Below are 19,230 nucleotides of genomic sequence, written 5' to 3' on the forward strand. Positions count from 1 at the left end.
TCACCTCCCTCCCGTGGCGGGCACGGCCGCCCCGGACAGGGGTGCCGGGTCCGCGCCGACCTCGGTGTACAGCCGCATCACGGCCGCGCGGTCGATGGCGCGGGTGGTGACGTCCATCACCACCCGGCCCCGGCGCAGGCCGATGATCCGGTCGGCCCAGGACAGGGCCACGTCCACCTGGTGCAGGCTGCACACAACGGTGAGCCGGCTCTGGTCCGCGACATCCCTGAGCAGCCGCATGATCTGGGCGGACGACTCGGGGTCGAGGGAGGCCACGGGCTCGTCGGCGAGGAGCAGTTCGGGATGCTGCATCAGGGATCTGGCCACGGCGACGCGCTGCTGCTGGCCGCCGGAGAGGGTGTCCGCCCGCTGGAAGGCGTGCTCGGCGAGGCCGACCCGCTCAAGACCGTCCAGGGCGCGTTCGCGGATCGCGCGCGGGTAGCTGAGCAGGCCGAGCCGGGGGCCGCGCAGCGAACCGAGCGCCCCGGTGCAGACGTTCTCCAGGACCGTGAGCCGACCCACCAGGTGGAACTGCTGGAAGACGAACCCGATACGGCGGCGCAGTTCCCGCAGTCCTGCGTCCCCGGTCACGGCCAGGTCGGTGCCGAGCACGGTGCCGGTGCCGGAGGTGGGCCGCTGCAGCCCGTTGAGCTGGGCGAGGAGGGTGGACTTTCCGGAGCCGGACAGGCCGAGGAGCGCGACCACCTCGCCGCCCGCGACGTCGAAGGAGACCTGGTCGAGGGCGAGCCGGGCCTCAGGTCCGGTGCCGAACCGCTTGGTGAGGCCGGTGAGCCGGATCACCGGCCGGGCATGACCGTCGCGTGCACCGGGCTCGGTGCCGAGGGCCGTCACGAACCCGCCTTGCACTGGGCGTCCCCGGTCGTGGCGCACACATCGCGCACGCTCTTGTAGTCGGAGTCCTTGACCGGAACGAAACCCCAGTAGCCGTAGATGAAACAGTCGTCGCCGTTGCAGTACCCCTTGGACTTCAGATAGTCGGCGTTCGCCTTCTTGGTGAAGATGTCGGCGAGCTGCCGGCGCAGCGAGGCGCTGAGGTCGGTGGAGAGCGCGACCGGGGAGCTGGGGATGACCTTCGACTTCCACACCTTCTTCAGCTCCCCCTTCTTCAGCTTGCCCTGCTTGATCAGCAGGTCGTCGACCATGGTGTTGTCCGCGAAGCCGACGTCGCAGTTCCCGCGGGCCACCGAGAGCACGGACGCGTCGTGGCCGCCCGCCATCACCTTGGTGTACGAGTCGTCCTTCACCCCGGCCCCCAGCAGCCCCGCGTGCGGGTACAGATAGCCGGACGTGGAGTTCTCGTCGACGAAGCACACCTTGCGGCCCTTGAAGTCGGACAGGCTGTTGACGTCCTTGGTCGTGCTGCGCGTGAAGCCGTACGACCAGTAGCCGGGGGTGGCGCCCTTGGTGAGGATGTTGGCGGCGACCGGTTCGATTCCCACACCGCTGTTCTTGGCGATGAGGTAGGACAGGGGTCCGTAGAGCGCGATCTGGGCCTTGTGCGCGCGCTGGGCCTCGATCACGGCGGCGTAGTTCGTCGCCTTCTGCAGCACGACCTTTTTGCCGGTCTCGTCTTCGAGCAGCTTGATGAGCGGCTGGTAGTGCTGGGCCGTCGCGGTGGCGTCCTCGGAGGGAACCACCGCGAGCGCCAGGGTGCCCGGATTGTCTTTGCCGGAGGACGAGGCATCGCCCGCGGCGCTGCTGCCGCAGGCGGTCAGCACCATGGGCAACAGGACGGCGGCGGCGAGCGCATGGGGGCGGAGGTGGCGTGACATGCGGTGTTCCTTACAGGAGCTGGGCGGCGGGGCACCGCCGGTCGTGCCGTAAGCCTCTGGATCGCGGATGAGTCGCCGCGCGCCACGAGGTTACGGGCCGCTGAACAGCCCCCGAGGCAATGCGCGACTTGGTTGCACAAGCGACGTCACGCTCCGCGCGTCCGCCTCCCTTGGGTGGGGCGTGCCCGCACCAGCCACCGAAGTCGCGCTGTGTGCGGCTTATCCGGTCCAGTCGAGGATGACCTTGCCGCCCTTGCCGCCGGCCGCGTCGGCGAACGCCGCCTCGAAGTCGCGGTAGCCGTACCGGCCGGTGATCACCGGGGCGAGGTCCAGGCCGCCCTCCAGCAGCACCGTCATCACGTACCAGGTCTCGAACATCTCCCGGCCGTAGATCCCCTTGATCGTGAGCATCGAGGTGACGATCCGGGACCAGTCCACCGGGAACTCCTGGGACGGCAGCCCGAGCATCGCGATCCGGCCGCCGTGCGTCATGTTGGCGATCATGTCCCGCACGGCCTCCGGCCGCCCCGACATCTCCAGACCGACGTCGAAACCCTCACGCAGCCCCAGCTCCCGCTGCCCGTCCGCGATCGACGCACCCAAGACATTCAGCGCCAGACTCACCCCGATCTTACGGGCCAGCTCCAGACGCTCCTCGCTCACATCGGTGACGACCACATGGCGCGCACCCGCGTGCCGGGCCACCGCGGCGGCCATCAGACCGATCGGCCCGGCACCGGTGATCAGCACATCCTCACCGACCAGCGGAAACGACAACGCCGTGTGCACCGCGTTGCCGAACGGGTCGAAGATCGCCGCCACATCCAGGTCGACCGGCACCCGGTGCACCCACACATTGGACGCGGGCAGCGCCACATACTCGGCGAACGCCCCGTCACGGCCCACCCCCAGGCCCACCGTGGCCCGGCACAGATGGCGCCGCCCCGCCAGGCAGTTACGGCACCTCCCGCACACCAGGTGCCCCTCACCGCTCACCCGGTCCCCCCGCCGGACATCGGTGACATCCCGGCCGGTCTCCACCACCCGCCCCACGAACTCGTGCCCGATCACCAGCGGCGTACGGATCGCCTGCCGCGCCCAGCCGTCCCAGGACCTGATATGCAGATCGGTACCGCAGATCCCGGTCCGCTGCACCTCGATCAGCACATCACCAGGGCCGATCTCCGGCTCCGGAACGTCCGCGAGCCACAACCCGGGCTCCGCCTTCTCCTTGACCAACGCCTTCACGAATACGGCTCCTGTGGGTGAGGCTCCGGCCCGCCGGCATGGGGCCGGATGTGTCACCGATGCAGACGGAACGTGGTGTAACTGTCGTCGGTCTCGTAACCGAGCCGTGTGAACAGGCGAGCGGCCGCGGTGTTGCCGGAGGGGTGGACGAGCGTGCACACCCCCATGTCGTCGATGGCCCGACGGCTGAGCCAGGCGGTGACCGCCGCTCCGAGTCCGGTCCCGCGCCGTGCTGTCGCGGTGGCGATGGATCCGAGCTGCGGAAACCCGGTGAATTCGGTGCGCTGATGGCTGCCGCAGGCGATCAGGTTTCCGTCTTCGTCCTCGATGCCGGCCCAGCGCACGATGCTCGGCGTACCGGGAGCGACGGCGTACGTGGGATGGTGTTCGGTCAGGAATCCGGTCAGCCGGGGGTCGGTGAACCGCAGTTCCAGCACCTGGTCCTCGTCCGGCATGAGAGCGGGTGCGACGGTGAGCCAGCGGTAGGCCCACTGCCGGACCGTGTCGGGCATGAGCGGGGCCGGCAGCAGAAGGTGTGCGTCGCGTGGCAGGGTCACCTCTTCGGGACCGTCGCCGAGCGCCGCAGGCCAGGTGTCCAGAAGACCGAGGAGCAGATCGACGGCGCCCTGGGGGTCTCCATGGACCAAAAGGCGCTCTCCCGTGTGCGTGGATGCCGCCGCGTTCGCCGTGGCCCACATGTGTCCCCCCTGAGGGGCGTGCACGTTGGGCGGCACCTGGTACCGGACGTATGCGCTGTGCGCGAGCCTGTCACGCAGTTCGTCGGTCGACTCGACCACGGCGATGTGCCCTGGGTTCACCATGATCGTTGTCTTTCGTTCGTGCGCGGCGGAATCCGGGGTCCGCTGCCGTTCGGTGGTGTCCACTGTGGGGTCCTCCTTGTGTGCGGCCGGCCGAGCGGGTCGTGGTCAAACGGGTAGGGGCGGGTCAGAACTGGCCCAGTTCACCGGTCATGGCGATGTGCCGCTCCGCGCGGGTGAACGCGAGCACACCGAGGACGAGCAGCCCCGCCGAGCACAGCACCAGCAGGGGGTACTCCCAGCGGATGTCCAGCAGCGGCCGGCTGCCGAGCGCGAAGTGCCGCAGCAGGTCGATCGCGTACGTGCCGGGCAGGACGTCCGAGGCCAGACGCAACGGGGCGGGCAGCACGGTCACCGGGAAGAGGTTCCCGGACAGCAGTCCCAGGAAGAAGCCGGCTCCGTCCAGGAGGGCCCGCGCCTGACGCATGAGCAGCAGCACGGCCATCACGAGATAGCTGACGCCGACCATGCCGACGACCCCGAAGAGCACGGCGGGCAGCGCGTACACCGTGGTCCAGGCGACGCGTACATCGAACGCGACCACGCCGAGCAGCAGACAGGAGACCGCGCCGATCGACGAGATGGCCAACGCGCTGACCGCGACCGGAGCGGCGGCTGCGGCGCGGCTGCTCGGCGTCGTCCACGCCTGTTCGAGCGAGCCCGAACCACGTTCGACACTCATCATGATCGAGGTGCCCGTGATCGTTCCGACCATGAGGATGTTCAGGAACGCGCCGATGAACAGGAACCCCTGATACTTCTCCGAGCCGGTGATGCGCTCAAGCCCCAGGGCCTGCCCGTGGGTGAGGAAGGCGCCGGCCAGCAGGTAGCTGGGCAGAATGAGCCGGTAGAGCGGGTTGAGGGCGGTCATGTTCAGAAATGCCAGCGGGCTGCCCATGACCATGCGGAAGTCCTTGCGGACATTGATGGCGAGGATACGGATCAGCACAGGTCACATCCCACCGAGTGTCCCGGCCCTGCGGCCCCGGTGCTCGCCGACGGCGAAGGCCGCCCGGGCCAGCAGGGTCAGGCCGAGGAACGTCCCGGACAGCAGCAGCGCCAGCCGTGGCCAGTCGGGTGGTGACGATGTGCCGAACACGGCGTTGCGCAGGGCGTCGACCGTCCACGTCGGCGGCAGCAGGCGACCGATCCGTTCGGCCCAGTCCGGCAGGATCGCCATGGGCGCGGTGAAGCCGCAGAAGGCCACCGACACCGCGCGGGCGATGTCCACCAGCCCGCCCGAACGACGCATGAACAGCGTGGTGGTGCCCGTCACGGCGGCGATCGCCGCGAGCGCGGGTCCGGCCAGCACCAGCACCGCGCCGCCCGCGAGCACGGAGGACAGCGGGACGTGCGCGCCGAACCCCAGGATCAGGCTGAGCATCACCGCGAGATACGACAGGACCCCGGTGGCGATCAGTACCGGTGCGGGCCCGAACAGAAGGGTCAGCCTGGTGGCGGGGGCGAGCAGGGTGGTCTCCAGGGAGCCCTGGACACGCTGTCCGGCCAACGAGGCACTGGACTCGGTGAGCAGCAGGCCGAACCAGGCGGCGACCAGCCAGCCGAGGTAGAGGAACACGGCCAGTTGAGCGGTGGTCGAGGGCAGCAGCCGCCCTGCCCCGCTCGCGGCCGCGTCGCCGGTGAAGGCATGGGCCTGGTAGACGAAGACGATCGGGGTGACGGCAGGCCAGACGACGGCGCTGATCAGCACGTCCGGGTAGCGTCGTGCGACGCGCCACTCGCGCCGGGCGGAGGCCACCAGCGCCCAGGCGTGCAGCGCCAGTTCGTTGCGGGGTCTCACTGGCCGCCCCCGGTGCGTCCGTGGCCGGTGATGGAGAAGAAGACGTCCGTCAGACTGACACGGGTCGCCTCGGTGCGCACCGGTTTCAGTCCCTCGGCGCGCAGTGCCGCGGACACCTCGTCCATGAGGTCGGTCGTGGACTCGCAGTACAGCCGGGCGCGCACGGTCCGCTCGTGCTGCTCCACCAGGCCCGCGTCGAAGTGCCGCGTGAGCCAGTCGGCCACCTGCGCCGGGTCCCGTGTCCCGCACTCGGCCTCCAGCGCCAGCACGCCGGTCCCGGGGACCAGGGTCAGTGCCTCGGCGACGTCGCCCTGGAACGCGACGGTGCCGTGGTCCAGGATGGCGATCCGGTCGCAGAGGTCCTCCGCCTCGGCCAGGTCGTGCGTGGTGATCAGGACGGCAGCGCCGCGCCCGCGCAGGCCGCGCACGAGCCGCCGGAACTCGACGGCGGAGACCGGGTCGAGCCCGGAGGTGGGCTCGTCGAGCAGCAGCACCTCCGGCTGGTGGATCAGTGCCCTGGCGAGACACAGACGCTGTCGCATGCCGGTCGAGTAGCGCTCCACGTAGTCGTTCGCGCTGTCGGTGAGCCGTACCTCCGCCAGCGCCTCGTCCACCCGGCGCCGTATCCGGTCCCGGGGCACGAAGTGCAGCGCGGCGAAGTACTCCAGGTTCTCCCGGCCCGTCAGCTTCCAGTACACGCCCCGGTCGCCGGCCAGCATCACCCCCAGGTGGCGCCGGGCCTTTCGGGGCTGTGCGAGGACGTCGACCCCGCACAGACGGACGGAGCCACTGGTCGGCGTGAGCAGGGTGGCGACGATCCGCACGAGCGTCGACTTGCCCGCTCCGTTCGGGCCGAGAATCCCCAGCACCTCGCCCCGGCCGACCGTCAGGCCGACCCCGTTCACGGCGTGCACGACCGTGCGCTGGTCCGGTGCCCGGCGCAGGCGCTGAGTGAGGGTGCGACGGCCTCCGCTGTAGTCCTTGGACACGTTGTCCACCGTGAGCAGCGGCTCACGCCGGTGCGCCACATCGTCGGGCCGGCCGGCCGTGACGCCGGCCTCGCTGAGTTCGGTCATGATCGGGGAGCCTTCGCACGGGAGTCGTGTGCCACCTCACGCACCAGGGTCAGCAGCCGCTTTGTCGGGATGTCCGGCGTGGCCACGGCCTGCCGGAGCACCCTTTGGAACGTGGCGTCGAATCGGGCGACGGAGTCGGCGTCGAAAAGCGATCTGGGGTACATCCAGTTGAGGTAGTACGTACCGAACCATTTCTCGACGTGCAGAACCATGTCGAGTGTGCAGGAGGTCAACCGCCTGGGAGGCGGCAGGCAGTAGTCCTCGTCATCGACCATCAGGAGGTTGATGAGCGTCTGGAAGACAGGGGCGCGATCCGTCGGGGGGGCGGGTTCGAGCGCGGCGCTCAGGGCGGCTATCGGCATCTCGGAGTTGTCCGCCGCGTCGTAGAGCGCGCGTTGGGCGTGCTCCAGCACGTCCGTGAACCGGCCTTCCTCGGCGCCGGACCAGCGGAGGGGGGCGAAATTGCGGAACACCCCGATGGCCTTGTCGCTGCCTGGCGTGGAACGCCCCCACGTGACGGTGGCCGTGACCACATCACGTTGGCCGCTCCAGCCGGCCAGCACGATCAGATGGCACGCGACCATGATCGCGCCGGCAGAGCGGTGGGATCGGTCCGCGAGCGCGTGGACCCGTCTGGTGATCTCGGGATCGACCCTCTCGGTCAGGACGGCACCTTCCGGACGCCAGGTGGCGGGCCGTGCCCGGTCCAGCGGGAAGGTCGTGACCGGTGGGGCGTCGCGAAGTATCTCTCGCCAGTGCTCCACTTCCTTCGCGTAGCCGCCGGCCGCGAGCGTGGCCCGCTGCCGTTCGGCGTGGTCGAGATAGGTGTACTGCAACGGCCCCGAGGTGCCCAGCATGGCGGCGTGGCCCACCAGGGAAATCGAGTAGCCGTCACTGATGAGGTGATGCAGCGTCACCAGCAGGAAGAACTCGTCGGGGTCGACCACGAGCATCGCGACACGGAACAGTGGTCCGCGGCGCAGATCGAAGGGTTCGTCGGCCAGCCGCCGTGCGGTCTCGACGGCCTCGGCCATCCGTTCCTCGCTCGCGTCGGACGGCGCCCGCAGGTGGACGACCTGGAAGGGCGGGGTCATGGCGGGGAGCACGAGCTGCCACAACTCCCCGTCGGTCTCCTCGAAGACCGTGCGGAGCGACGGCTGCTCCTCGATCAGCCGGACGATGTTGGCCGCGATCCGGTCCGGCTGCCAGCCCGTCCCCACGAAGCGGAGCAGCCCGCTCAGGTGCAGGGACGCCTCGTCCGGGTCGGTGTGCTCCAGTGTCCAGAACCGGCCCTGCGCGATGCCGGCCCGTACCCGGGTCACGGCCCTGTCGGCAACCGGCTGCCGGGAAGGGCCCGGTGCGGCGGCCGGGCTCGCCGCACCGGATGTCCCCTCGCCCTGGTCGCGCGCTCCGGGCCGCCGCCCTGCCACCGACGCGCCGGTCTCGGTCCCTCGCTTTCCGGTCCAGTCCATTACATGCTTCCTGAAGATCGGCGGGAAGGTGTCTCGATGGCGGATGCTCGGTGCGCGCCGCTCATGCCGTGCCGTTGCCCGCGGCTCCCGCTGTGGCGTCGGCCCGGCCTTCTCTGTTCTTGAGTTCGTTCTCGACCGCCCCCGCCAGCAGTTGCACCGTCGGGTGGTCGAACAGGACGACGATGGGCAGGCTGATCTCGAAGTGTGCCCGGATCCGGGCCCCGAGCTGTACGGCTACCAGCGAGTTGCCGCCGGACTCGAAGAAGTCGTCGTCCACACCGAGGGCGTAGTCGCCCAGGGTGTCCCGCCAGAAGTGGAGCAGGATGTCGGCCACGGCTTTGCCCTCGGGTCCTTCGGCGTCGGGCTTCGGGGATACGGCGGCTCGGCCGGTGCCGTTCGCGTCGGCCCCGGAGGCCAGCGAGGTCTGCGTGTGCGTCAGGATGTCGCCGGTCAGGGCCTTGGTCCGGGCCAGCTTGTCGCCCAGGTCCTCGTGCAGGACGACGACCTGCGGCCCAAGGCGCTCGGCCAGGATCTGCCGTAGTGCCAGGAGGCCGGCTTCGGTCCGCAGTCCCACGTAGGCGTCGGTGTCGGCACGCGGAGCGATGGCGGCGGGCGCGGGTGCGGCCTGGAGATCCGCCTTCGGCTGCCCGGCCGATGCGAAGGGCCGGTCAGCGGAGAGCAACCGGACCGCGAAGCCGACGATCTCCACGAGCACCCGGCCGTCCTCGTCGACCAGGTCGATGTCGAAGCTCTGCATGGCGCTGCCCGCATCGCTCTTGTGCCTGATCACGCTGAACATCCGGTCCGTCAGCGCCGCGTGCACGGTGAGCTTTCCGTAGGTGAAGGGAAGGAACGACATGCCCGGGGCCAGCGAGTCGCGCAGATCGAGCACCAGCACGGTGGCGCAGTCCAGCAGGGACGGATGCAGCACGTAGGTACCGGTCTCGTCGGCGTGTTCCTCGGCGAGGGACAGTTCGGCCAGGGTGGTGCGTTCGGCCGTGCGCCGTTCCTTGATGACCCCCTCCCAGTGCTCGCCGAACCGTACCCACCAGTTCAGACCGGTCTCGGCCCCGGGCACGTAGTTCATGGTGACCGCGACCGGGTGGCGCTCCGCCGGGGCGCCCTCGGCCCAGCGCCGGCCGATGTCGACGGTGCGGGCCTCGGCCTTGCCGAGACGGATCCGGCCGCTCACGTACACGGTCCAGCTCTCGGGCTGTCCCGGGGCGGCGCCCGCCGCCACGACGAACTCGTATTCCCGGGCCGTCAGGTCGGCCGGCTCGAACGTCACCCGTAGCTTCCTGGCGGCCGTGATCTCAAGGAGCCCCTGGAAGAGCACGTCGCAGATCTCCACCGCGGCGTCGTCGGGGACCGCGACCGCCTCCTGGTAGGCGGCCCGCACCAGTTCCAGGTAGGCCACGCCGGGCCACACCTGGGTCTCGCCGAGCAGGTGCTCACTGAGCACCCAGTGGGATCCGGGCGCGACATCGGTGACGAAGACGATCCGGCCGTCCTCCGCGGGGAGCCGCCGGGACACCAGCGGGTGGTCGACGGTGCGCTCGACACCGGCGGCCGCCCTGTCGGCGGAGGCCACGGAGTCGCCCTGAAGCATCCGGAAGGCCTGCGGCGCGCTCGCCGCGGTGTCGACCGCCATGCCCACCTCCGACCAGGGACCCCAGTTGACCGAGACGACATGGGTGGCGTCGTCGGCCCGGGAGTGGGCGTAGGTGTCGAGCATGGCGTTGGCGGAGCCGTAGTCCGACAGACCGAAGTCGGTCGCGACGGAGGAGATCGAGGAGAACAGCACGAGGAAGTCCAGGCGGTCCCCGAAGATCCGGTGGAGCGTGAGGACACCGCTCACCTTCGGTGCCATGACGCGTTCCGCCTCGGCCCGCGACTTGACCGCCATCATGCCGCCGGCGGCCACGCCCGCCGAGTGCAGCACTCCATTGACCGGGCCGAAGACCTTTTCGGCGGACTCGACGGCAGCGCGCATCGCGGCCTCGTCGGCGACATCGGCCTGAAGGACCATCACCTCGCCGCCCAGCGCCTCGATACGGCGCAGAGCCGCGATCCGCCGCACCCGCGGATCGTCGGCCGGTGCCTGCGCCGTGATGGTGTCCCACTGCGCGCGGTCGGGGAATTCGCCGCGCCCGGTGAGCACGACGCGGGCCGCCGCGAGACGGGCCAAATCCTCGGCCACGGCAAGGCCGATGCCGCCGAGACCGCCGGTGATCAGGTAGACGCCGCGTTCGCGCAGCAGGGCCGGGACCTCGTCGACCGCGTGCACACCGATGCGTTCGTAGTCCCACACCCAGCGCTTGTGGCCGCGCAGCGCCACCTTGTCGTCGGCCGGCTCGGCCATCAGCTCATCGAGCAGGGTGTCGTCGCCGATCCGGACCGGGTTGCCGGCGCTCGCCCGCAGATCGATGTGACGGTAGGAGAGCCCGGATATCTCCTGCGGGATCAGATTGCCGAGGCCCTGCACGGTGGAGCGCTGCGGCTCCAGTTCCTCGTCGCCCGTGACGTCGAACGCGCCGCTGGAGACCACGTCGATGTGGACGGCTCGGCCCTCGGCGTGCTTGGCGAGCGCCTGGGCCAGTCCGAGGAGACTGTAGAAACCGCGGTCCTGTGTCGCTTGCACGGCCTGGTCGTCGAGACCGGTGGGCGAGTCCAGCAGCCAGCAGTGCAGTACCCGGTCCGGCAGCCGGCCCTCGTCACGCAGCTGCTTGAACAGCCGGTCGTAGTCGTCGCTCACACCGGGACCCACCAGGAACCGCCCAGCACCGGCCTCGGTGAACTCACGTCCCGCGGCCACGGTCATCACGGTCTCGCCGGCCCGTCGCAGTCGGCTGACCAGCCGGTCGACCAGCGGCTGACCGGTGACGAACAGCAGCCAGCGACGGCCCGTGCCGGCGCCCGCGACGGCATCCGGACGCCGCTTCTCGACCCAGCGGGGCCGGAACAGTTGCAGCGGATCCGTCGAGTGGGCGTGAGGCCCCCCGTCGTCGGCGGCCTTCGTGCCGCCGCCCCGCACCGCCCGGGACTCGGCGTCCGCCGGGCGCGGCAGCCAGTGCGTCTCGCGCTCGAACGGGTACGTCGGGACGGCGACCTTGCGGCGGATCTCCTGGCCGTAGTAGGCGTCCCAGTCCAGTGCGACGCCGCGGCACCACAGCTCCGCGACCGCCGAGGCCAGCACCCTGCCGTCGGGCACCGGGCGGCGTTCGTGGTGCAAAGACGGCAGCGCGCAGCCGCCGACGGCCGCCGCCCGCGGCCGGACGAGCCCCGTGAGCGCCTGGCCGGGCCCCACCTCCAGGAACACGGTGTGTCCGTCCTCGATCAGCCGGGTGACCGACTCGGAGAACCTGACGGGCTTGCGCAGGTGCTGGGCCCAGTAGGCGGGGTCGGTGATCTGGTCGTCGGTGAAGTAGTCCCCGGTCACATTGGACACGATGGGCACCGACGGAGTGTTGCGGGCCGTGGCGGCCACCAGTTCGGTGAGCGGCGCGACGGCCGGCTCCATCATCGCGGAGTGGAAGGCGTGCGAGGTGTGCAGCGCCTGGTGGTTGGTGCCGCGCTCCTCCAACTGGGCGGCGAAGAGATCGATCGCCTCCTGCGGCCCGGAGACGACGGTCACCTCGGGCGCGTTCGTGGCCGCCACCGACACACCCTCGGGCAGCGAGCCCAGTGCGTCCTCGGGGGCCGGCACAGCCAGCATCCCGCCGGGCTCCATGTCCTGAACGAGCCGCCCGCGTTCGGCGACCAGCCGGGCGGCGTCCTTGAGCGAGAACACCCCGGCGAGGGTGGCGGCCACGAACTCGCCGACGCTGTGGCCGATCATCGCGGCCGGCCGGACACCCCAGGAGAGCCACAGCCGGGCGAGCGCGTACTCGACGGCGAACAGGAGCGGCTGCGCCACCCGGGTCTGGTCGACGTCGATGGCCGACTTCGCATCGCGCACCGCGTCCCGCAGGTCGATGCCGATGTGTTCGTCGAAGAGTTCCGCCACCCGGTCGAGTTCCGCGGCGAAGACCGGCTCCGAGCCGTACAGCTCGGCGGCCGCGCCCCGATGCTGGGAACCCTGGCCGGGGAAGACGAACACGGGCGCGATCTCGCCCTTGGGGGCCTCGCCGGTGTACACCGTGGCGAGTTTCTTGGCGTCACGTCCGGTCAGCACCCTGGCGGCGGCGCCCACGTCGGAGGCGACGATCGCCCGGCGGTGCCGCAGCTGCGGACGGCCCGTGGCCAGCGTGAAGGCCGCGTCGGCGAGGTCACGGCCGTTCCAGTCGCCCACCGCCTGCGTGCAGGCGGCACCCAGGTTGGTCGCCGCGGCGTCCAGAGCGCTCTCGGTCCTCGCCGACAGCGGCAGCACCTGCCACGGACGGGTGCGGCCACCGGGACGGGCCTTCGGCGCCTCCTCCACGATGGCGAAGGCGTTGGTGCCGCCCACGCCGTACGAACTGACCGTCGCCCGGCGCTTGCCGGGTCGCTCCGGCCAGTCGGCCAGCCGGGTGTTGACCTCGAACGGTGTGCTCTCGAACTCGATCTTCGGGTTGGCCTTGGTGAAATTGACCAGCGGGGGCACCACGCCCTCGCGCACCGCCAGCACCGCCTTGATCAGACCGGCGACGCCCGCGGCCGGCCCCATGTGTCCGATGTTGCCCTTCACCGAACCGATCAGGCAGCGCTGATCGTGGGTCTTTCCGGAGGAGAACGTCTCGCTGAGCGCGGTGATCTCGATGGGGTCGCCCACGAGGGTGCCGGTGCCGTGCGCCTCCACGTAGCCGATCGTCGACGGGTCGACACCCGATTCGTCGAACGCCGCCCGCATCAGCGCGCGCTGGCCGCCGATGCTGGGTGCCGTGAAGCCCGACCGGTCGCCGCCGTCGTTGTTGAGGGCCGAGCCCACGATCACCGCGTAGACGTGGTTGCGATCGCGTACGGCGTCCTCGTAGCGGCGCAGCACCACGGCGCCGACGCCCGTACCGAAGACGGTGCCGTCGGCCCGGTGGTCGAAGGGCCGGCAGTGGCCCGTCCTGGAGTAGATGCCTCCCTCGCTCCACCAGTAGCCCGACACGACCGGGAGTTCCACCTCGACACCGCCCGCCACCGCGGTCTCGCACTCGCCGTTCAGCAGGGAACGGCAGGCCAGGTGGACCGCGACGAGGGAGGAGGAGCAGGCGGTCACCACGTTGACGCTCGGGCCGCCGAGGCCCAGCTTGTACGAGACCGTCGGGGCGAGGTAGTCGACATCGTTGCCGATGGCGACCGTCATCTGCCCCACCGACTCGATGCGGTCGGGGTAATGGATGACGTTCTGTTCCTCATAGGCGTTCGGGGCGCTGCCGGCGAACACCCCGACCCGCCCGGGAACGGAGAACGGGTCGTATCCCGCGTCCTCAAGGGCGCTGTAGGAGGACTCCAGGAACAACCGGTGCTGGGGGTCCCTGATTTCGGCTTCCCGGGGCGTGAAACGGAAGAACCGCGCGTCGAACTTCTCCACGTCGGCGAATGCCGGGCGAGCCCTGACATAGCGTGGGTCGTTGGCCTTGTCCGGGTCTATGCCCGCGTCGAGCAGTTCCTCCAACGACCATGTGGTGATACTCTCGACGCCTGCTTTAAGGTTGAACCAGTATTCCTCTGCGTCGCGAGCGCCGGGCAGTCGGCAATGGAGTCCGACAACCGCGAACTTCTGGGCGTCACCCATTTCTCTCCATGCAATTGGGTCGCGCTGTCGCGCGCCATTGGAAAAGGAGGGGGAATCAATTCGAACCTTGCGGCCGCAACAGTATCGGCCGGGAAGCCGATCACGCCTCGTCCGAGAAAGCCAAACCGGCACGGCCCGCTTGTCGGATTCGACCAGAAGCCGCCCCATCCCTTGGTCGCCCCAATCGCAGACGGGTGCGGCCGCCCGTACCATCGCTGGTCAGAGCGGCCGACAGCAGAATTCGGACAGGGCTGCGACGCGCGTAGCCCTGTCGCGTTCTTTGCTCAATCATGGAAAAGCGAGCCGGCCGCGGCGCCGCATCGCGTACGGCCGTCAGCCGGCCGCGGACAGGTGTTCGCGCACCCGCACGGCCAGCAGCAGCACGGCGGCCTGGTCGCCGCCGCTGGCGGTCAGATCGAGAAACGGCCGCAGTTCGCTGACGCGGTACTTGACCGTGTTCTGATGCACCCCCAGCGCGGCCGCGACCTCCTTCAGCCGGCCCCAGCGCGAGAGATACGCCTGGATGGTGGGCAGTACCCACTCGCGGTCGAGCATCGGCGAAAGCGGCTCCAGCACGGCGCTGGCGAACCGCTGGGCCCTGTCGGGCTCGGCGAGCATCGCGATCAGCGGAGCGAGTTCGTGGTAGTCGTACACGAGCCGGTCACCGCCGTGCGGTACGGCGTCCATACCGGTCCGCAGCGCGTCGACCGCTTCGGCATGGCTCTGCCGTGTCTGGGCCGAGCCCTGTGCCGTGTGTCCAAGGCCGACGCCCAGTACCTGGCCCGTGGCGAGGTGCCGCAGCCGGCGTACGAGGTGTTTCCTGCCCAGGTGGTCGGGGAGTTCGAGCGCCGCGACCACGCTCCTGTGCCGTACGGTCCAGAACAACGCGCCCGCCTGGCTGACCATCGCCCTGCCGATGTCCTCCAGGTCGGCGAACGTCGCCGTCGCCCGGACCTGGGCGACGGCCACGCAGTGCGGGACGGCGAAGGCATCGGTGCGCCGGTGGTGTTCGGCGCAGGTCCCGGCGAGCACCGCGTCGAACAGCTGGGAGCGGTGCTGCTGTTCAGGGGCGCTGTTCATGCGTGCGACCTCGTCGGAGTAGGCCGCGGCGGACGCGGCGCTGATCCGGTCGGCGAACTCCAGCACCCAGGCCGCCATCGCCCCGATGTCGCGTTCCACGACGGTGCCGCCGACGGCGAGTGTGCCCACGATCTCCTCGCAGAGCACCCGTGCCCCGATCCGGTAGGCACGGAGCACCGCCTCCCGGTCTATGCCCTGGGTGGCGCGACGCCGGGCACCCTCCGTCAGGGGCATCAACTCCTCGTCCCGGATCTCCCCTGCCCTCATCGCCGCGAGGCAGCAGCGCACCGTGGCCGCGGACACCTCGCGTATGTCACTGAGCAGCGATGCGTCGGTGATCTCCCCGTAGGTGCTGATCTCCGCCTGGTAGGCGCGCACCATGGCCGTCGCCATCACGTCGACCCGTGCCTCCAGGAGTGCCACGGCGTCGCCGCGCCTTCCGCCCGTTTGACGGGGGGTGTCCTCCTCGGCGTGCGGCGAGCGGCGTGTCCCCGTCGGTTCCGGTCCCCTGTCATGGGGCGGGGAGATCCCGGCGGGCAGAAACAGTGGTGGCGCCCCGGACGGGACGCGTTCGTTGCCGGCTGTCATCTTCTTCCCCCAGGGCGTGTCTCGGATGTGCTGGTCACAGCCGCTCGTCCAGGGCCGAAGCGAGGACGGTCACCCTCGCTGCGGCACGAGCGCCTGTCATACCCGTGGCTTCGGCCGGTGCCTTGACGTGTGAGGGGGCACTCGACCGCTCGATGAGCCTTGTAGTCTTCTCGATCGAACTCCGGCGGCCTACCGTCTTTCTAGCCGATCTTCATTCGGTTACGGGCGCGATCGGCCCTGCCCGGGACGGTGCGGCGGTTCCTGTGTCTCCTGTGCCGACGCGGGTGGGCCGGGGTGTCGCGCCAGGCGTACGTCGTGTGGGCACACGTGCTCAGTCCCGACGCGGGGCACCCGGACCCGGTGCGGGAGGGGTTCGGTGAGCAGGCCCCCGGCGTCGTCGCCCGGGCCTGCGATTCGGTGAAGTTCCGCTGCTGAAAGCGGAATTGATCGTACACCCGGCAGCACCAGGCGCACCTCCCGGTACTGCCCGCCGCGGCAGGGTGACCCAGCGGGAGACATGGGCGCCGGGGTGCGACAGGACCGCCGCCTCGTTCGAGGCGGCGGTCACACGTGCGTCGTTCCTGCGCCGGGCGGGGCCGGCCGGGCAGGGGCCCGGGATCCTCCCGTCAGGAGCCGGCGCCTCGCGCCCGGGCCAGGGCGCTGATGCGCAGATCCCTGGTGCGGCTCTGATGGGCGATCATGCGGTCACGGGCCGCGGCCGCATCGCGGCGGCGCACCGCGTCCAGGATCGCGGCGTGCTCTTCGAGAATCAGGGTGAGGTTGCCGGGGAGGTCCGTGGCGGGGGCGGTGTGCGCGTCGTACACCGTCAGCTGGGCGTCCAGCCGGTCCATCAGCGCGGCGATCGTCGCGTTGTGCCCGGCATCCCGCAGGGCCACATGCCACAGCTTGTTGAGTTCCCGCAGTTCTGCGGGGTCCTCCTTGGCCACCACGGTGCTCTCGTGGACATGGACCAGCCGGGCGAGATCGAGCTCGGTCCGGCGCAGAGCGGCGGCCTGCGCGGCCGAGGACTCCAGGGCGATGCGGGCCTCGCAGATCTCCAGGATCTCCTCCGGTGTGCGGGTGCGCACCACATAGCCGCGGGTCGCCTGCTCCACCAGGCCGTCCTGTTCGAGCCTGATCAGCGCCTCCCGCACCGGGGTGCGCGAGACGTTGTACCGCGCGCTGAGGGCCGTGGGGATCAGGACGGTGCCGGGTCCCGCCTCGCCGCTGAGGATGCTGTGCCGGATGCGGGTGTAGTGACTGCCCATACGCCCGTCGTCCTGTGAAGGGGCCACGTCCTCTTCCCTTGTCCTCTCGCGTCGCGACATGTCGTCCTCGGCGGCGGGGCCGCCCGTACCACGGTAGTTGTGCGGCCCCTCCAGGTGCGTGCGGGACGGCTCGCCCTCGCGGCCCCGACTGACTACATCTGTATACACTAGCTTGCACTTGAATGCAGGTGTCGCTAGTGTCTGCTCCACGTTCGAAGCAGCTCCGGACGCCGGGCCGTTCGGCCGGCGACCACATCCACGGGAGTTCCGGCATGTTCCGCGAGGCGCAGTCACGGTGGGGTCTGACCCCCCTGCACGTCGCGGTCGCACTCCTGCGAGCGGGCGAACTGACATGCCGTCGGCACATCGACCTGATGCGGGTCTCCAGCGCGACCTGTCGCTGATCACTTCGTAGCGGCACGCCGCGACCGCATGGTCGGCACGCGGCTTCCTTTCCGCTTCTCCCGCTTCTCCCGCTTCTCCCGCTTCTCCCGCTTCGCCTGTCCTGTACTTCGGCCCCTCGGGCCCGCCCTCGTGCCCGCGAGCGCCCCTCGCTGGACCGACGCCGGCGTCCTCCTTCGCCCCACGGCGGTCACGCCCGTGCGCGGGCCGCGGGCGCGGGCGACCGGGGCCCGAACAACCACTCCTGAAAGGGAGACCCATGCCCGAGCAGCCACTGCTCACCAAGGACGGGGAGCCGCCCTCCGGTCCGGCCGGCCCCCGCGTCGTCGCACCGGGTCGCGCCGCCCCGCCACGTCCGACCGGAGCGCACACCCCCCGCGCCATCGCCCGTCTGCTGCCGCGCACCGGCCGGGCGCTCGGCCCCTGGGCCGTGCCGCTGCTCGCCCTGGTGGTGTGGCAGGTGACCGCACGGACCGGGGTGCTCGCCCCGTCGGTCCTTCCCGCCCCGGAGGCGGTCCTGCGGGCGGGCACCGACCTCGCCGCCACCGGTGATCTCCAGCGGTATCTGCTCACCAGCCTGCGCCGCATCGCGCAGGGCTTCGCCCTCGGCACGGCCACCGGCCTCGTCCTCGGTTTCACCGTGGGGATGTCGAAACCGGCCGAAGTGCTGCTGGACCGCTCGCTGCAGATGGTCCGCACCATCCCGCACCTGGCGCTGGTCCCCCTCATGATCGCCTGGTTCGGCATCGGCGAGGAGCCCAAGATCCTGCTGGTGGCGCTCGGCACCTTCTTCCCCGTCTATCTGAACACCGTCACCGGCATCCGCGGCGTGGACCCGAAACTGCTCCAGCTCGGCCGCTCCTACGGTCTGGGGCGCTGGGCCCTCGTACGGGACATCGCCGTCCCCGGCGCGCTGCCGACCATCCTGGCGGGCATCCGCTACTCCCTCGGCGTCGCCTGGATGACGCTCGTCGTCGCCGAGACCATCTCCGCCGGCGACGGCATCGGCTACCTCGCCCAGGACGCCCGGCAGATGCTGCGCACCGACCAGATCGTGCTCGCCGTGGTGCTGTACGCGCTGGCCGGTCTGCTCGCCGACTTCCTCACCAGGCTCATCGAAAGGAGGGTCCTGCGATGGCACCCCAACTACCGTCGTCCGTCAGCCCCGTGACGTCCCCTGCGGCCGGTGCCCGCCTCCGGTTGAGCGGCGTGGGCAAGCGGTACGGCGACCGGTGGGTCCTCGACGGCCTCGACCTGGAGGTCGAACCCGGCTCGTTCGTCTCCTTCCTCGGCCCCAGCGGCGCGGGCAAGAGCACCCTGCTGCAGATCGTCGCGGGGCTGGAGCGACCCAGCACGGGAAGCGTCGCGTTCCACACGACGGGAGACGGGCCCGCCACGGCGCGCATGATGTTCCAGGAGGACCGGCTGCTGCCCTGGCGCAGCGTCGAGGACAACGTGCTGCTGGGTGTCAAGGGCCGCGGGGACGAGGCCCGTGCCCTGCTGGAGGCCGTGGGACTGGCCGGTCGTGAGCGTGCCTGGCCGGCCGAGCTGTCCGGCGGTCAGCGGCAGCGTGTCGCCCTGGCCCGCGCGCTCCTGCACCGTCCCGAAATGCTGCTGCTGGACGAGCCGTTCGGCGCTCTCGACGCCCTGACCCGGATCGCCATGCAGCAACTCGTCGAACGCCTCTGGCTGGCACAGCCCCGCACCGTGCTGCTGGTCACCCATGACGTGGAGGAGGCACTGGTGCTGTCCGACCGCGTTCTGGTACTGACCGGCGGCTCGATCGGACGCGACCTGCCCATCGACCTGCCACGCGGGGACAGGCGCGGCCACCCGCGCCTCGTCGCCTGGAAGGAGGAGATCCTGCGGGGGCTGCTCGCACCGGATGCCGTCCCCCCGGGCATCGCCTGACCCGGCCGTACCTCCCCTCGACACCCTCCACCGCTCCTGCCATCGCCCCCGCGGAACGAAGGAACTCGC

13 protein-coding genes are annotated in these 19,230 nt (G+C 70.5%); 2 read left to right on the plus strand and 11 right to left on the minus strand.

The genetic code is table 11. The features are described 5' to 3' along the window. The 11 genes from phnC to AC27LF_RS17595 all read right to left on the minus strand — a co-directional run bounded on the left by phnC (position 1) and on the right by AC27LF_RS17595 (position 16,875). On the minus strand, positions 1-852 hold the full coding sequence (gene phnC, locus AC27LF_RS17545; RefSeq protein ID WP_479659850.1) for a phosphonate ABC transporter ATP-binding protein: 852 nt from the start codon (positions 850-852) through the stop codon (positions 1-3). After that, positions 849-1,793, minus strand: a complete 945-nt coding sequence (locus tag AC27LF_RS17550) for a phosphate/phosphite/phosphonate ABC transporter substrate-binding protein (RefSeq protein WP_479659849.1) — start codon at positions 1,791-1,793, stop codon at positions 849-851. Before AC27LF_RS17550 ends, phnC begins: the two co-directional genes overlap by 4 nt. A 219-nt stretch (positions 1,794-2,012) precedes the next feature. Beyond that, entirely contained in the window at positions 2,013-3,041 is a 1,029-nt protein-coding gene (gene tdh, locus AC27LF_RS17555) for an L-threonine 3-dehydrogenase (protein ID WP_479662973.1), read from the minus strand. Positions 3,042-3,094: 53 nt separating this feature from the next. Beyond that, complete coding sequence (locus tag AC27LF_RS17560) at positions 3,095-3,925, minus strand: GNAT family N-acetyltransferase (RefSeq protein ID WP_479659457.1); 831 nt, start codon at positions 3,923-3,925, stop codon at positions 3,095-3,097. A gap of 61 nt (positions 3,926-3,986) precedes the next feature. After that, positions 3,987-4,808 (minus strand): ABC transporter permease, encoded by an 822-nt coding sequence (locus AC27LF_RS17565; protein WP_479659458.1) that lies wholly within the window; start codon positions 4,806-4,808, stop codon positions 3,987-3,989. Between the two features lie 3 nt (positions 4,809-4,811). Next, on the minus strand, positions 4,812-5,660 hold the full coding sequence (locus tag AC27LF_RS17570; protein WP_479659459.1) for an ABC transporter permease: 849 nt from the start codon (positions 5,658-5,660) through the stop codon (positions 4,812-4,814). Then, positions 5,657-6,736: an ABC transporter ATP-binding protein gene (locus AC27LF_RS17575; protein ID WP_479659460.1), complete on the minus strand. Its 1,080-nt coding sequence runs from the start codon at positions 6,734-6,736 to the stop codon at positions 5,657-5,659. Before AC27LF_RS17575 ends, AC27LF_RS17570 begins: the two co-directional genes overlap by 4 nt. Further along, a complete protein-coding gene (locus AC27LF_RS17580; RefSeq protein ID WP_479659461.1) occupies positions 6,733-8,058 on the minus strand; it encodes a condensation domain-containing protein in 1,326 nt (441 codons plus the stop codon). The genes AC27LF_RS17575 and AC27LF_RS17580 overlap by 4 nt, the downstream gene beginning before the upstream one ends. 211 nt (positions 8,059-8,269) lie before the next feature. Then, complete coding sequence (locus AC27LF_RS17585) at positions 8,270-13,912, minus strand: SDR family NAD(P)-dependent oxidoreductase (protein ID WP_479659462.1); 5,643 nt, start codon at positions 13,910-13,912, stop codon at positions 8,270-8,272. Between the two features lie 333 nt (positions 13,913-14,245). Beyond that, a complete protein-coding gene (locus AC27LF_RS17590) occupies positions 14,246-15,415 on the minus strand; it encodes a PucR family transcriptional regulator (RefSeq protein ID WP_479659463.1) in 1,170 nt (389 codons plus the stop codon). Between the two features lie 791 nt (positions 15,416-16,206). After that, positions 16,207-16,875, minus strand: coding sequence for a GntR family transcriptional regulator (locus tag AC27LF_RS17595; RefSeq protein WP_479659464.1), 669 nt, complete (start codon positions 16,873-16,875; stop codon positions 16,207-16,209). Between the two features lie 634 nt (positions 16,876-17,509). On the opposite strand from AC27LF_RS17595, the gene AC27LF_RS17600 reads away from it, so the two are divergent. Together AC27LF_RS17600 and AC27LF_RS17605 are read left to right on the plus strand one after the other, a co-directional pair. Further along, positions 17,510-18,421: an ABC transporter permease gene (locus AC27LF_RS17600; protein WP_479659465.1), complete on the plus strand. Its 912-nt coding sequence runs from the start codon at positions 17,510-17,512 to the stop codon at positions 18,419-18,421. Continuing rightward, on the plus strand, positions 18,385-19,161 hold the full coding sequence (locus AC27LF_RS17605) for an ABC transporter ATP-binding protein (RefSeq protein WP_479659466.1): 777 nt from the start codon (positions 18,385-18,387) through the stop codon (positions 19,159-19,161). The genes AC27LF_RS17600 and AC27LF_RS17605 overlap by 37 nt, the downstream gene beginning before the upstream one ends. Positions 19,162-19,230 lie beyond the last annotated feature (69 nt).

The sequence above is a fragment of the Streptomyces diversicolor genome (assembly GCF_057537855.1).